Raw genomic sequence first — 16272 nt, forward strand, 5'->3', positions numbered from 1 at the left:
ATGGCTTATGGCTTATGGCTTATGGCTTATGGCTTATGGCTTATGGCTTATGGCTTATGGCTTATGCAAATAAAAGCGATTCATATCTGAATCGCTTTTATTTTATATTGTCATTGAAAAAATTCTGGTTTCCGGTTTGTTTCTCATCATTCTGAGGTCAAAAACCATGGCGACGTTTCTTGTGAAAGCTCTGCCTTTTTCAGTAATTTTTATTTGATTGTCATGAATTTCAACTAATTCATCTTTCTCCATTTCTCTCAACATTTCGAAAGCATTTTCAAGCTCAGGAAAAGAGTTTTGAAGATCGAAAGAAGTTTCAAGCTGACACATCAGGTTTAAAATATGTCGTCGGATTGTTAAATCTTCATCACTTAAAATATGTCCTTTTACCACAGGAATTACACCTTCTTCGACCGTTTTTTGATATTCTTCAACCGTTTTTACATTCTGTGCAAATGCATACCAGGAATCTGAGATCGCAGACATTCCCAAACCGACCATCAATTGGGTTTTGCTGGAAGTATATCCCATAAAGTTACGGTGCAGTTTTTTCTGAATTAAAGACTGATACAGATCATCATGTTCGAGAGAAAAATGATCCATTCCAACCTCAATATATCCCAGATTTTCCAGCAACTGTTTTCCATCTTCGTACAAACGTCGCTTTTCTTCGCCACTCGGAAGATCATTTTCATCAAAACCACGCTGCCCTACTCCTTTTACCCACGGAACGTGAGCGTAAGAATAAAATGCAAGACGGTCTGGTTTCAGTTCCATTGTTTTACGGATGGTATGTTCCATGGCTTCCCAGCTTTGATGCGGCAGTCCGAATACCAAATCATGGCTTATTCCTGTATATCCGATTTCTCTGGCGATTTCTGTAACCTCTTTTACTTTTTCAAAAGGCTGAATTCTGTTGATTGCTTTCTGTACTTTTAAATCATAATCCTGAACACCAAAACTGGCTCTTCTGAATCCTAAATCATATAAAGTCTGAAGATGCTCTCTGGTTGTATTATTAGGATGACCTTCAAAAGAAAATTCCTGATGCTCAGCAATTTCAACTGTTGAAAAAATACCTTCCAACAATGTTCTTAAATTTTGTGGAGAGAAAAAAGTAGGCGTTCCGCCACCTAAATGCAGTTCCTTTAACTTTGGTTTTCCGTTAAATAATTCAAGATAAAGTTTCCATTCTTTCAAAACACTTTCGAGATATGGAATTTCAACACTGTGTTGCTTCGTAATCCGTTTATGACAGGCGCAAAACGTACATAATGCTTCACAGAAAGGCAGGTGAATGTAAATAGAAATCCCCTCATCAGAATTGCTTTCATTGAAAGATCTGATCACACTTTCTTTCCACTTTTCCGGAGAAAATGAACTTTCGTCCCAATAAGGTACAGTAGGATAAGACGTGTAACGAGGACCTGGAATATTATATTTATCGATTAAAGAGTTCATACTGAAAATTTAAAACAAGATTAAATCCGTAAAGGATTTTAACTATGCAAAATTAACTATTACAGATGACTTTTTCTCTATGAATTATGTTAGGTCTTATTTTATAATCAATCTAAATACTTCTTCGGCAAAGTTTTTTCCAAGGTCAATATACCCTGCGCTGTCATAATGCCACGGATCATTTCCGTAATTGTATCTGATGGTTGAGCGTACGACAGCTGCTCTTTTATCATCTTTCACAAATTTTTCCTGAGCATACTGCACCAGTTCTCCTGTCGGCCAAACCTTTCCTTTTTCATTCTTCCCTGAATCGGAAATTTTGCCAATGACTACGGGCAAATCATCTGTAAGTAGAGCTGCCCGCATTTGATTCATTAAAACTTTCAAATGACCATAATAGCGGCTGGCAATCTCTTCATCATGGCTCGCATCACCTTCACCCTGCATCCACAGAATTCCGGATGGTAAGAGCTCATCTATTTTTCCATCTCCGTCAATGTCAGTTTCAGCCAACGCATTTTTTAAGGTTTTAAGAAAGTTATCATACTGGCTGATTCCGTTAGTACCATGAAAATCGGCATCCCAACACCCGAAACCACCTCTTGCGACACTGTCGATCGAGGTTCCTTCTCTAGCATATTTTATCAGGGCAATTTTATCATTAGGGAACAGCTCTTTGATTCTTTTGGCGAAAGATAATTCCAAACCAAATCTGTCAGAAAGCTGATTGCTTTTCCCGTTTGTTTTGAATCCTGTCCCATTGCCGGGTTTTAAAACATCCCACTTCCCCGTTCCACCGTTCAAATCACCATCAGGAACTGAATTTCCCTGAAAAATATAGATCTCTTTAAAAGATTTTAAATCGTTGGGTAAATCCTTATTGTAACCAAATCCATTCATATTCGACTGTCCGGCAAGAATAAACACCCTGATTTTTTGGGGATAGAAAAAAGTCGGAATAAGTATAAGAAAGAAGATTTTCAAATTTTTCATTAAGATCATTTTTATTCAATATTACTGACGTTTTTGAGCAGAAAAAAAATATTTAACTGAACTTTCAACGTTATAAATTTAATTTAGATGTAATTCTGTTTTATTTAATTGATTTTCACTTTGATTATTCGGTCTTTCCCGGCAAAAACAACAGTGTTGCCGTCAACCCATTCACAGACGAAAAGTCCTTTTTCATCAGAAATTTTCTTCCAGGTTTTTCCAAAGTCTGATGAGTAACTGATATGCTGATCACCAACCGCTATGATTTCTCTGCCTTTCGACTGGGGCTTTATTTTCACACAAGTCATATATCCTGCATTCTGTCCGGATGCCTGAATTTTCCAAGTTTCTCCTCCGTCATTCGTTGTAGCAATATTGTTGATATTTGCATCTTGTTTTGTATAATCTCCACCGACTGCGATGCCAAATTTGTCGTCCACAAAATCAATAGAATAAATTCCCTGAGATGAAATTCCCTGAACAAAAGGTGTATTGAAAGCTTCTAACTTTTCATTTTTCAGATGTAATCTCAAAATCCTTGAAGTATTTCCACCGGTTCCCACCCAAAGATAATTTTGTCCCGCTGAAATATTGGTATTACTCGCGGCAAATGCGACTTCCCCAGTATTCATTTTTAGATGTGAAAACTTTTTAATTTCAAATTTCCCTCTGTTAAAATTGAATTGCAACAGTTTTAGATTTAAATCTGCTGAAGGATCTGAAAATGCGTAAAATTTATTTTTATGAAAATAGAGGGCGTCGTAAAAAGCTGTTTTTGCAGTGTCCCTATAAACGACAGTGAATTTCAGACTTTTCTTATCAATCTTGAAGAACTGTGCAGGACTTTCGATATTGATGGCATACAGTGAATTTTTATCCTGAGCCAAAGTTCTGAACTGCAGTTTTTTTTCTGACAGCTTTATCTGCTTCTGTTCCTGAGGATTTTTCAAATCAACATAACCAAATTTAGAATCTGTGCCACTGTACCACAGTTTATTACCGTCAATTTCAATTGCGCGAATACTGATTTTATCGTTTAGTAAAGTTTCAAAACTTACATTCTGAGCGAATAGCGATGCAGCGAGGAAAGACAATAATAAGGGGAAGAGTTTTTTCATAGGTAGAGTTTTTATTATACTGTCTCCAAAATCGTCCAACATTGACCTCTTTCAATCCTGAAAACATTCAAATTTAATCAAAAAAAATTCCGCATAAAGCGGAATTTAAATTCATTCTTTATTGTCAATATTGATATTGACGTCTTCTAAAGGTTTCTGTTCGGCCTTAAAAGTTTCACCATAACCTCCATTCTGCAGTTTTGAATTTCTTTTACTGTAAAGGAAGTAAATGATAAACCCAATAATTAACCATCCGAAAGAATACATCTGCGCTTCTTTGCTCAGGTTGAAAATCAAGTATACATTAATTGCAATTCCTAAACATGCAATCACCGGCAATGCAGGAACTCTGAAACTTCGTACCAAATTTGGCTCTTTCACTCTTAAAACCCATACAGCAACACATACCATCGTGAATGCGAATAGTGTTCCGAAACTTGTCATATGCGCCAAATCATTAATAGGTGTCAAGGATGCTATAACAGCAATCACCGATCCCAAAATCATTAAGTTTTTTCTAGGAACACCTGTTTCTGCATTTACTTTTGAGAATGTTGCAGGAATCAATCCGTCTTTAGACATTCCTAAGAAAATTCTGGACTGGCCCATAATCATTACCATCAATACTGAGATCAAACCAACTGTAGCTGCGATTGTAATAATATAACCAGCCCACGCCTGACCTGCAATATCAAATGCATACGCTACCGGAGCTTTAATTGCATCAGGATATTTTCCTAAAGGATTAAAATCTGTATAATGCATCATCCCTGTAAGAACTAGAGACACTAGAATATATAAAATTGTACAGATTACCAATGAAGTGATAATAGCAAACGGAACATCTTTTTTAGGATTGATCGCCTCACCTGCCTGCGTAGAAACTGCATCGAAACCTACATACGCAAAGAAAATAGCAGATGCTCCCGCAACAATTCCGGCAACGCCATAGGCTTTATGAGGAACTCCGTTTTCTGTGATCGTTGTAGCTTCAGGAATAAACGGTGTCCAGTTAGCTGTATCAATAAAAAATATACCGGCAATAATTACAAATATAATTGCAGATACTTTTAAAATTACAATAAAGTTGTTTGCTTTTGCAGCGCCTTTTGTACCTCTCAATAAAATCCAGATTACAAATAGAACAATAACCAATGCAGGAAGATTCAGGAACAGTTTGAAATCAAAAAGTTCCGGAGCAGCATTAAAATTACTGATAGTCTCCTGAAAGCCCAATAATTTATCTGCCGGCAGTTTTCCTTCCGCCAATTGTTTTGTAGCTTCCCCGAATGCTTTGTGAGCAGTACCCGGATCTGTCGTCATCCAATAAGGAAGGTGTAAACCAAACATTTTGAGAAGTTTACCAAAGTAGCCCGACCACGACACAGCGACGGTCATCGACCCCATTGCATATTCCAAAATTAATCCCCAACCTATAATCCAAGCAAAAATTTCTCCTACTGTTCCGTACGCATAAGCATATGCAGAACCTTCCACTGGAAGTATTGATGCAAACTCTGCGTAGCACAAAGCTGCGAATACACAGGCAATCCCCGCAATTACAAAAGACAATGCCAAAGCAGGTCCTGCATTGTAATAAGCACCGGTTCCTGTAAGCACAAAAATTCCTCCTCCGATAATAGCTCCAATTCCGATTGCAGTAAGGCTCCATTTACCTAAAACACGTTTAAGTTCGCTCTTCTGTATATCGGCTTCGTAAGCACTCATTGGCTTTTTAGCCCAAATTTTCGACATATTTTTTTATTTATTAAAGATTTACGAAAATATAAAAATTTTAACGATATTAACATTTATTAATAAAAATTCATGATTTAATTTACATTTAAAAATATAAAAAACTGATTTACACTTGTTTTACACATTTTAAAGCGACTGTTTTTTTGCTTATTTTTGACCTCATGAATTTATATGATCTCTTTGTAAAACCGTATGAAACCTATACTGATTTGCAGATTTTTCTTGAAGCTGCAGGAACTTTCTTCGGAATTCTTAGCGTTTTCTTTTCCATTAAAAAAAATATCTGGGTCTATCCCACCGGAATTATTTCTACCGTCATTTATGTATATCTTCTTTTTATTGCGGGTTTGCTAGGAGACTGCATGATCAACGTGTACTATACAGTTATGAGTATTTACGGTTGGATTTTGTGGCGACAGCATTCTGAGGACAACGTTCATGTAGAAGTTTCATGGGCAACAAAAAAGGAATGGCTGATTTCTCTTATTCTTTTTGTACTCAGCGTCATACTGGTGATGATCATTTATTACTACAAACCTTTGCTGGATAATAACTTCATTTCTAAAAATGTGGAGTACGGTTTTCATCATCTCGATTGGGCAAACTGGATGGACATCTTTACAACTTCCGTTTTTCTGGTCGGAATGTGGCTGATGGCGAAAAGACGTATTGAAAACTGGATATTCTGGATCTTGGGAGATCTCATTTCTATCCCTATGTACATTTACAAAGGCTACGGAATTACTTCGGTACAGTATTTGGTTTTTACTGTGATGGCTACCATTGGCTATATTCAGTGGAGGAAAAATTTTAAACAAAACAATATTTAATAAAGATGAAAAATTTAATAAAAATAGCATTCGCAGTATTCATTACATTAAGTCTGTCTTCTTGTATGTCTTACAATAGCGGATATGCAGATACATATGGCGATCCGTATTATAACGATGGTTATTACTACGCACCGCAGGGATACTACAATACCGGAGGATATTATGGAAATGATGGTTATTACTATAGAAATGATATGAGATACTACTATGATAATGGTGTACCTTATTATTACGGTAATAACAGAAACAAGGTGTATGTACAAAAGCAGAACTCGACTCAGAGACCAGCTAATGGGTTTAAAAATACACCAACCGATAATGGCGGCACGTATACGAACCCTAGAAATACCAATAACAACAACAGAAATAATGGTAACGGTTTCAGAAACCAGGGTAACAGTAACAGCAGACAAAGATCACAGCAACCACAAAACGCACCGAGATCAAACAACAACAGTGGATACAGAAACAGCCCGAGCACAAATAATACACCAAATACAGCACCGGCTACACCTCAAAACAATACCCAAAATAATTCTCCAAGATCGGGTGGCGGATTCAGAAAATAATCATTCTAAATAAGTAAACGGACAGCAATCGCTGTTCGTTTTTCGTTTTAAATATAGTAATTTTGCACGTTAGTTTTTTAGACAAAATAAAGTATGGAATTTTATAAATATCAGGGAACAGGAAACGATTTTGTAATGATCGACAATCGTGATTTACAGTTTAATAAAGATAAAAAAATCATTGAAAAACTGTGTGACAGAAGATTCGGTATTGGAGCTGACGGTTTGATTCTGCTGGAGAATGATGAAAAATATGATTTTAAAATGGTCTATTACAATTCTGACGGCGGAGAGAGCACAATGTGCGGTAACGGCGGTAGATGTTTGGTAGCATTTGCTTTCTTCCTGGATATTTTTGAAAATAAATGTACTTTCATTGCTATTGACGGTGAACATGAAGCAGAGATTCATAACGGGATTGTCAAGTTGAAAATGATTGACGTGGAAAGCATCACTAATGACGGAGATGATTCGGTTTTAAATACGGGATCACCTCATTATGTAAAATATGTAGAAGACATTGCTAATTTTAATGTATTTGCAGAAGGAAACAGTATCAGAAATTCTGATAATTATGTTGAAAAGGGCATCAATGTAAATTTTGTTGAAAATATTTCTAATGATGAAATTTTTGTAAGAACCTATGAACGAGGCGTTGAGGACGAAACTTTCAGTTGTGGAACAGGAGTTACCGCTTCTGCTTTAACTTTTCTGCAAAAAAGTAATCTAACTTCCATAAAAGTTAAAACGTTGGGCGGCGACCTTAAAGTATATGCTGAGAAAAACGGAAATTCTTTCCAGGAAATTTGGCTTGAAGGTCCTGCAAAACAGGTTTTCAGAGGTAAGGTAGATCTTATTTAAAAAAACAAAACTTTTAATCAATTATTCATAATGAAAAAAGCAATTCTCATTATCGTCCTCCTTATTCTTGCTGTGGCAGGATTTTTTGGTTTTAAATTTTATGCAAAATATTATGGGAACAACGTAGAGAAAGATGGCTACGTTTTAATTCCACACGGGGCAGAGTTTAAGCAGATTTTAGACTCAATTGCGCCATATATAGATAACAGAGAATCTTTCACTGATGTTGCGAAAGATAAAGAAATGGATCAGCACTTCAAACCCGGACGTTATCATTTCAAAAAAGGTGCAAGCAATACAAGTCTTGTAAATATGATTAAAGCTGGAAATCAGACGGAAAATTCTTTTAGAATCGGAGATTTCGGAGACATCTATCAAATGGTCGGGAAAGTTTCTAAGAAAACAGAATTGGATTCACTGACATTTGTAAAAGACTTAAATCAAATAGCTGCAGAAAAAGGATATCAGAATGCTGAGGATTTAAAGAAATATTTTTTTATTGATACTTATAATTTCTTCTGGACAGTAACTCCGAAAGAATTTTTCAAAAAATTTGAAGATCAGTACAACGGGTTTTGGACAGCAGACAGAAAAGCAAAGGAAGAAAAATCTGGCTTGTCGAGAGATCAGATTTATTCACTGGCCTCTATTGTTTACAAAGAATCAGGTGGAAAACCGGACGAGATGAAAACAATAGCAGGATTATATCTGAACCGTTTCCGAAAAGGAATGAAATTACAGTCTGACCCCACAGTTATTTATGCGATCAACAAGCAAACCAATTTTAAAGAACCTATAAAAAGAGTTCTGTACAAGCATTTGAATACTCCATCACCATACAATACTTATGCGAATGCAGGAATCCCTCCGGGACCAATTTGTGTCGTTGATAAGAATTCTGTAGATGCAGTTTTGGATGCTGAAAATAACTCATATATCTTTATGTGTGCAGATCCGGCAAGGATGGGTTATCACAAATTTACAGCCAGTGCGGAAGAGCACGTCATCAATGCTAAAGCATACCAGGATTGGCTGAATTCAAAGAATATCAAATAATAAAAATATTTAACTAAAATTTAACAATTTAGTAATTAACAAATCGCATTCAAAGGCGACCTATCTATTAAAAATAATAAACGAATCATGAAAATGTGAAAATTCAGCGTTTAATAATTCTATAATATTAAGTGTGTTTTTCATGATTTCATTTAAAGAATACTTTATGAATCAGACGGAAATAATCAGCATAATTACAAAGAAAACCCTTGGGTTAACTTTTGTATTATCTGCAGCGGCATTTGCCTTCGGACAGGAAAAAGTAGGTGTATCGGGAACTATTGTAGACAAAAGCAATCAGCCTGTACCTTATGCTTCTGTTACCTTTAGTCACAAGGAAAACAAACTTTACAGTGATGCAACATTAACTGACGATAAAGGTCAGTATCAACTGGAACTTACTCCAGGAAACTATAATATCTCAATTGAAGCAATCGATTTCAAGAAAAGTGTGATCAACAAACAGATTGCAGCGGCCGGAAACATTGGTGCTTTATCAATTGAAGCAGAAACGTCTCCTACAAATCTGAAAACTCAGGATATTCAGGGCGTGACGATTACCGTTGCTACAAAACCATACAAAGTTGAGTTGGATAAGAGAACCTATGACCCTTCTCAGGATATTGTAAGCAAAGGTGGAAATCTTCAGGACGTGCTGTCAAACGTACCTTCAGTTTCTGTAGATACAGACGGAACGGTTTCGATGAGAGGAAGCTCAAACGTGAGATTCTTAATCAATGGAAAACCTTCTGCTCTTCTTGGAATAGATGACGGTGCGAATGCTTTACAAAGTATTCCTGCAGATCAGATCGAGAGAATTGAGGTGATTACAAACCCATCTTCGAAATTTGAAGCAAGCGGAACCGCAGGTATTTTAAATATTATTTTAAAGAAATCTAAAAAAACCGGTTTCAACGGAAGTGTGATCGGAACTTTAGGTTATTTACCGCAAACTAATTTAAATACCAATCTAAGCTGGAGAAAAGGAAATCTTACCTGGTTTCTGAATGGCGGTGGCGGTTATCGTGAATCTAAAAATACCAACAGAAATAATGCAACATTTTTTAATGCAGCATTAGATAGCGACAGAACTTTCACAGATCAGGAGTCTATTACAGACAGCAAAAATAATAACTATAACGCGTCTTCCGGTATCGTATATGATATTTCAGATAAAACTTCAATAAACGCTTCGGCAACTGTAAGAACATTTGACAGTGAAAATTTAGGTACCATCACTTATGATTACCGTTTTCTAAACGATCCTAGGTCGTTTGCAACAAGAACAAACACTGGATCTAATAATAATCTTGCTTTTCAGGGAGATTTCGGTATTGATCATAAGTTTGATGACAAAGGTCAAAACCTGTCGTTATCTGCAAGTTTACAGAGTAACAGATCATATAATATTACTGATGTAGACCAAACAGAAAACGGTCTTTTTGAATTGCAGAATTCAATTAATCAGAACACAAAAAATAAAACATTGGTAGGTAAAGCTGATTATGAACTACCAATAGGTGAAAACTCCAGATTTGAGGCGGGTTATCGTTTAGATATTAATCAGAATACTTATGATAATGATGTTCTGGAAAGATATAATATAACTTCTCCCTTTAATTTCTTACCTGTATATACTTACAATGCATACTATAGAGAAATCTTTAATGCAGGCTATGTACAGTTTAAGAGTAAAATCGGAAATTTGGGATATCAGTTAGGTCTTAGAAACGAACATTCTCAAATTGACATTAAATATTCAAATCTAGATTTCAATACAGACAATATAAATAATAAAAAAACTTATAATAATTTATTCCCCTCTGTTTTCTTAAGTTACGAAATTGCGAAAGACAATCAGTTTTTGGTTAACTACTCAAGAAGAATTGACAGACCGAGATCTTTCTTTTTAATTCCTAATCCAAGTTATACTGATAATCAGAATATCTTTGATGGTAATATTGATTTGAATCCATCATATGTAGATTCTTACGAATTTGGATACAGTATCTCTAAAGGAAAATTTACAATCAACCCTACCCTTTACTACAGACACACCAATGATGATGTGAAAATGTTGGTTTTCCCTGACGATATTGGTGCGTTTCATACAAGACCTATTAATTTAGGAACTGATGACCGTTTTGGTTTAGATTTAAACTTTAACTGGGATGCTACAAAATGGTTGAAATTCTTAGGAAACGTAGATGTATTTGGATATAAAACTACCGGAGTATTTGATGATTTATCTATTGTTCCGGAAGCTATGTCTTTTGAAGGAAATGGTTTCTCTACAAGAGCCAGATTGACATCAACCTTTAAAATTGATAAAACGTTTAGCTTTCAGTTACAGGGTTTCTACAGAGGAGCTCAGAAAACTAACAGCGTGGACAGAAAAGATATGTATGCTTTAAATTTTGGTGCATCAAAAACGATCTGGGATGGCAACGGAACTTTGAGTTTCAACATTCAGGATATTTTCAATACCAGAGCTATGCAGTCTACCGCTTACGGTGTAAATTATGTGAGAGATTCTTACATGCAATGGCAGCCAAGACAGTTTGCAGTTTCACTGACTTACAGATTTAAGCAGGGTGAAAAAATTGAGCAGCCGAAAAGAAAGAAAGATGTGAATTCTAATGCTACAGGAGACGAACAGCAAGGTCCGATGTAATACTGGAACTAAGAAAAATGCTATAAATAAAAATTCCCGAAAATTAATTTTCGGGAATTTTTTTATTTTAATTTTGCCATTTCGGCTTCGTAGATTCTTTTCCTAAGATCGCTTGATGAAAAACGATGATCTCTTTTGTTGTAGAAGATCTCAATCCCTTTTTCTTCGCAGTATTTTTTTCCTGTAAAATCTCTGTCCATGTAATCATCTCCAATTATTCGGACATCGATCACAAAAGATTTCAAAATATCTTCTAAATCTTCTTCTGTGTAATAAGGGATAATTTCGTCTACTGCATTAACTGCTCTCAACTGGATGTATCTCTCTACAATAGTCTGAGTGGGCTTATTCTTTGTTGGTCTGTCGTGAGAAGGATCTATCTGTAATCCTACAATCAGGTAATCGCAGACAGTTTTTGCTTCTTCCAACATTTTGATGTGCCCTGCGTGTAATAAGTCAAATGAGGAAAATGTAATTCCTATTCTATCAGTTTTCATATAAAATCGTGGGTGTAATAATAGTTAAAATTTAATTTTTTCTTGATTCTAAATACCTCTGCCAATCCCATACCGTTTTTAATGCTTCTTCTAATGTTGTTTCAGATTTCCAGTTCAATTCTTTCTCAGCTTTGTCTGCATTGGCATAAGCTACGGTAATATCACCCTCTCTTCTGTCACAAATCTGGTAAGGAACCGCAACATTATTTGCTGTCTCAAAAGCCTGTACAACTTCTAAAACGGACGAACCTTTTCCTGTTCCCAAATTATAAATATCGATTACTGTGTCTTCGGAATTTTTATTGATCAGACTTTTCAACGCCGCAACGTGCGCTTTCGCCAAATCTACAACGTAAATGTAATCACGAACTGCAGTTCCGTCTTCTGTGGGATAATCATTTCCCCAAACGCTCAGTTTTTCACGAATTCCTGCTGCAGTCTGCATTACATAAGGAACTAAATTATTCGGAACACCGATTGGCAATTCGCCCAACAAAGACGAAGGATGCGCCCCTATCGGGTTAAAATATCTCAACAAACAAATTTTGCTTTTATAAGCCTGAGCAAAATCTTTTAAAATTTCCTCACCCATCTGCTTTGTTTTTCCGTAAACGCTCTCAGGCATTTTCAGCGGAGTATTTTCGTCGATTGGCATTTCGTCTGCCTGTCCGTACACAGTACACGATGAACTGAAAATAAAGTTTGATATTTTTCTTGCCTTAAATTCCTGTAAAATATTGATTAATGAAAATAAATTATTCTCATAGTAATCAATCGGTTTTTCCTGACTTTCCCCAACTGCTTTGAAAGCTGCAAAATTGATACACCCTTCAATATTGTGTGCGTCAAAAACCTGATTGAGAAGTTCTTTTCTTTTCAGATCAAAGGGATAAAATAAAGGTCGCTTACCTGTAATTTCCTCGATATTATTTAAAATAAATTTTTCTGAATTGGATAAGTCATCTACAATAACTACTTCAAAGTTGTTATTGATCAGTTCTACCACGGTGTGGGAACCGATGTATCCAAGCCCGCCTGTTACAAGTATTGCCATTTTTTTAAAAGTAATGTTTAATTGGTAATGTGTAATTTTTCATTCTTCCTTTTGTCCTATCTGATTGATTTCTAATTGAAAATAGTCAACTTTAGATTTGTACTTTATAATTAAAAAAAGTAAACCCAATAATACAAAATAAACAATTGGAGGCATAATATAATCAATGGAGTCACCTCCAAAACTTCCCTCAAGAATTGATTTAATAATACTGAATGTGATTGTTGAAGAAATTAAAATTAATGATATTGAAAAAGTTAAAATTGATAATTTATTTTTCTTAATTAATAATATAAAAGATAGAGCTGAAAGCACTGTAATTATAAATATTATTATTGAGTATAGATCAAAAACAGAATTAAGAACTACTCTATTGTAAATCCCATATCCGAATGATATAAAAAAAATCACATTGACTAAAAGAGCAAGCCAATAAACAAATTTATATCTGAAAACCTTTTTTTTCATCTATTTTCCCATAAACTCCAGCACAGCATCCGTAATAAACTTCAACTGTTCTTCGTCTAGTTCTGTATGCATCGGTAGAGAAATCACCTGATCCAGAAGTTTGTCTGTATTTACAAAATCTGCGTCATTGCTTTCCTGAAAATATGCTTTTTGTTTTCTTAGTGCTACCGGATAATAAATCATCGCAGGAACTTCTTTTTCTGTTAAGAATTTTTGAAGCTCATTACGTTTTCCGTTTAGAATTCTCAGAGTATACTGATGAAAGACGTGGGTAGAATATTCAGCTCTTTTTGGAGTTAAAATGTTTTCGTGTCCGGCAAAAGCTTCATCATAATAATCAGCTGCTTTTCTTCTGGCGTCATTATAAGAATCAAGGTTCGGAAGTTTTTTTCTTAGAACTGCAGCCTGAATGCTGTCTAGCCTTGAGTTCACTCCCACTTCGTCGTGATAATATCTTTCATACATTCCGTGGTTGACTATACCTCTGATTTTATATGCCAGATCATCATTATTAGTGAAGATGGCACCACCATCACCATAACAACCTAAATTTTTAGATGGAAAAAAAGAAGTGGTACCGACTGTCGACATCGTCCCTGCATGTCTTACACTTCCGTCTGAAAATGTAAACTGAGAACCAATAGCCTGCGCGTTATCTTCGATCACAAATAAATTATGTTCTTCTGCAATTTTTAAAATCTCTTCCATATTCGAGCACTGTCCGAAAATATGTACAGGGATTATTGCTTTCGTTTTAGGAGTAATCGCCTTTCTGATCTGTTCCGTAGATATCGTGAATGTATCATAATCAACATCAACCAACACAGATTTTAACTTAAGAAGATGAATAACTTCAACAGTTGCAGCAAAGGTAAAATCAGCGGTAATAACCTCATCACCTTCCTGTAAATCAAGAGCCATTAAAGCAATCTGTAAAGCATCAGTTCCGTTTGCACAGGGAATTACGTGTTTTACATCAAGATACGATTCCATTTCGTTCTGGAAAGATTTTACTTCAGGTCCGTTGATGAAAGCCGCAGAATCCAAGACATTAAGCACCGCATTATCTACATCATTTTTTATTTTGTAATACTGACTTTGCAAGTCAACCATCTGTATTTTTTTCATAGGTAAAATTATTTTTCTGAGTTTAAATGTTACTGCTTGGCTTTTGGAATTTCTTTACACAAAATCTTGTGCGGCAGTTTCACAAACAAATATTTTCGTAAAAATAAGGATTTTAAAATCCTTTCAAAAATTTTATTGAATTTGTTTTATCTTTATACAAAATAAATAGATGAAAAAACTTTTATTATTTTGTTTTATAGCCGGTTACGGATTAATTCAGGCACAAAGTGAAGTTGTATTTGTCTATTTTAATGATAAACCAAACAAAGCTGCATTCTATGCAAATCCGTTATCAGAGCTTACCCAAAAAGCCCTCAACAGACGAACTGCTTTGGGAATTGCTTTAAATGACCAGGACGCACCTATCGAGCAGTCATTTATTCAAAACTTACAGAATTTAGGATTCACCATCACGGATTATTCTAAATGGCTGAATGGAGTTGCCGTAAATGCCAATCAGGCGCAGGTAAATTTGATTAAAGCCCAGCCATTTGTGCAGTCGGTAGAAAGTTTTGCAAAAAATTCTTCTCTTGTTGTGAAAACCCAGAATACCAATAAATGGGAAAGTTTTGAGCTTGCACAGAAAAACCTGACCGTTTTTGATTATGGTTCAGGATCTAACCAGATTGATCAGCTCAACTTACGACCGCTTCATCTTGCAGGTTTTACAGGAACAGGCGTTACGATTGCGGTAATTGATACTGGCTTTCCTACCGTAGATACCGGTTCTGCCTTTTCAAGATTATGGACCAATAATAAAATTAAAGGTGGCTACGATTTTGTTACCAAAACCGGCAATATCTATGACAGTGCACTGAATTCTCATGGAACAGTAGTTCTGGGAGCAATCGGTGGCTATATTCAAAATACATTTGTAGGCTCAGCTCCAGATGCTGATTTTTATCTATACAGAAGTGAAAATGCAGCTGTAGAAGTTCCTGAAGAAGAATTATACTGGATAGAAGCCGCTGAAGAAGCCGACAGAAAGGGTGTCGATTTAATTACTACATCTCTGGGTTATTCCACATTTGATGACCCGAAATACAGTTATACTTACGCAAATATGAACGGAACCACTTCTTTCATTGCCAGAGGAAGTCAGATTGCAGTGAGTAAAGGAATTTTTGTTTTAATTGCTGCCGGAAATTCCGGAGAGCAGCCTTGGCATTACATTACAACACCTGCGGATAATGCTCAGGTTTTTACCATAGGCTCAGTAGATTCTGCAGGACTTTCTTCCGGTTTTTCTTCGTATGGCCCCAACGCATTGGGAGTTATAAAACCAGATGCCAGCGCAAGAGGTTCTTTTTCTACCACCGTTGCCAATAACTCTACAACAACAGTTTCAGGTACATCAATTGCCACGCCTATTGCTGCAGGCGGTGTAGCATGTTTGATTCAGGCATTTCCTACAATGAACAGAAACACAATGAGAACGCAATTAAGACAAACTGCGTCCCTGTTTCCAAATCATACCGATCAAATGGGATATGGAATTTTGAACTTTGGAAGCCTTTACAATTCGGTGTTAAACACATCAGAACTTGTAAAAAAAGAAAAGATTGTCATCTTTCCGAATCCGGTAAAATCTATTTTAAATATTGCAACAGAAGGTGAAGTTTCGTCAGTAGATGTTTACGATAATCTTGGAAGATTGGTTTTAAGATCAAATAAAAAATCTATCAGCGTACAGGATTTTTCAAAAGGAACTTACTATCTGAAGATCCAGATTAAAGATAAGATCTATTATGAGAAATTTTTAAAAGAATAAAAAAGACAAGCCTTCCAATTGGAAGGCTTGT

The 16272-nt window shown here is 35.7% G+C and carries 14 protein-coding genes; 6 read left to right on the forward strand and 8 right to left on the reverse strand.

What is annotated here, in order from left to right:
* Nucleotides 1-102 precede the first annotated feature (102 nt).
* From hemN to OMO38_RS06835, 4 genes are all read right to left on the reverse strand, one after another.
* Entirely contained in the window at nt 103-1461 is a 1359-nt protein-coding gene (hemN, locus tag OMO38_RS06820) for an oxygen-independent coproporphyrinogen III oxidase (protein ID WP_264749458.1), read from the reverse strand.
* A 96-nt stretch (nt 1462-1557) separates the two neighbouring features.
* Entirely contained in the window at nt 1558-2454 is an 897-nt protein-coding gene (locus tag OMO38_RS06825) for a sialate O-acetylesterase (RefSeq protein WP_264749459.1), read from the reverse strand.
* 104 nt (nt 2455-2558) lie between these two features.
* Nucleotides 2559-3572 (reverse strand): WD40/YVTN/BNR-like repeat-containing protein, encoded by a 1014-nt coding sequence (locus tag OMO38_RS06830; RefSeq protein WP_264749460.1) that lies wholly within the window; start codon nt 3570-3572, stop codon nt 2559-2561.
* Nucleotides 3573-3683: 111 nt separating this feature from the next.
* Entirely contained in the window at nt 3684-5327 is a 1644-nt protein-coding gene (locus OMO38_RS06835; protein ID WP_319804210.1) for an APC family permease, read from the reverse strand.
* Between the two features lie 164 nt (nt 5328-5491).
* On the opposite strand from OMO38_RS06835, the gene pnuC reads away from it, so the two are divergent.
* The 5 genes from pnuC to OMO38_RS06860 all read left to right on the forward strand — a co-directional run bounded on the left by pnuC (nt 5492) and on the right by OMO38_RS06860 (nt 11323).
* Nucleotides 5492-6160, forward strand: coding sequence for a nicotinamide riboside transporter PnuC (gene pnuC / locus OMO38_RS06840; protein ID WP_264749461.1), 669 nt, complete (start codon nt 5492-5494; stop codon nt 6158-6160).
* A 5-nt stretch (nt 6161-6165) separates the two neighbouring features.
* Nucleotides 6166-6732: a hypothetical protein gene (locus tag OMO38_RS06845; RefSeq protein WP_264749462.1), complete on the forward strand. Its 567-nt coding sequence runs from the start codon at nt 6166-6168 to the stop codon at nt 6730-6732.
* A 93-nt stretch (nt 6733-6825) separates the two neighbouring features.
* Complete coding sequence (gene dapF, locus OMO38_RS06850) at nt 6826-7593, forward strand: diaminopimelate epimerase (RefSeq protein ID WP_264749463.1); 768 nt, start codon at nt 6826-6828, stop codon at nt 7591-7593.
* Nucleotides 7594-7623: 30 nt separating this feature from the next.
* Complete coding sequence (gene mltG, locus OMO38_RS06855) at nt 7624-8649, forward strand: endolytic transglycosylase MltG (RefSeq protein WP_264749464.1); 1026 nt, start codon at nt 7624-7626, stop codon at nt 8647-8649.
* Between the two features lie 166 nt (nt 8650-8815).
* Nucleotides 8816-11323: a TonB-dependent receptor domain-containing protein gene (locus tag OMO38_RS06860; protein WP_264749465.1), complete on the forward strand. Its 2508-nt coding sequence runs from the start codon at nt 8816-8818 to the stop codon at nt 11321-11323.
* 62 nt (nt 11324-11385) lie between these two features.
* On the opposite strand, the gene OMO38_RS06865 is transcribed toward OMO38_RS06860, so the two are convergent.
* From OMO38_RS06865 to OMO38_RS06880, 4 genes are read right to left on the reverse strand one after another with little or no spacing between them, the layout of a single operon-like run.
* A complete protein-coding gene (locus OMO38_RS06865; RefSeq protein WP_264749466.1) occupies nt 11386-11820 on the reverse strand; it encodes an adenylyltransferase/cytidyltransferase family protein in 435 nt (144 codons plus the stop codon).
* A 31-nt stretch (nt 11821-11851) separates the two neighbouring features.
* The gene (gene galE, locus OMO38_RS06870) at nt 11852-12874 is read right to left on the reverse strand and encodes a UDP-glucose 4-epimerase GalE (protein WP_264749467.1); all 1023 of its coding nucleotides are present in this window, start codon (nt 12872-12874) and stop codon (nt 11852-11854) included.
* A gap of 39 nt (nt 12875-12913) precedes the next feature.
* Complete coding sequence (locus OMO38_RS06875; RefSeq protein ID WP_264749468.1) at nt 12914-13342, reverse strand: hypothetical protein; 429 nt, start codon at nt 13340-13342, stop codon at nt 12914-12916.
* Nucleotides 13343-14470 carry a DegT/DnrJ/EryC1/StrS family aminotransferase gene (locus tag OMO38_RS06880; protein ID WP_264749469.1) on the reverse strand — a complete coding sequence of 376 codons (1128 nt, stop codon included), beginning with the start codon at nt 14468-14470 and terminating at the stop codon, nt 13343-13345. It abuts the gene before it with no gap.
* 169 nt (nt 14471-14639) lie between these two features.
* Here OMO38_RS06880 and OMO38_RS06885 point away from each other — a divergent pair, with 169 nt between their 5' ends.
* Nucleotides 14640-16241, forward strand: a complete 1602-nt coding sequence (locus OMO38_RS06885; protein WP_264749470.1) for a S8/S53 family peptidase — start codon at nt 14640-14642, stop codon at nt 16239-16241.
* The last annotated feature ends 31 nt before the right edge of the window (nt 16242-16272 follow it).

This window comes from Chryseobacterium kimseyorum (assembly GCF_025971945.1).
In the GTDB taxonomy this organism is placed as follows: domain Bacteria; phylum Bacteroidota; class Bacteroidia; order Flavobacteriales; family Weeksellaceae; genus Chryseobacterium; species Chryseobacterium kimseyorum.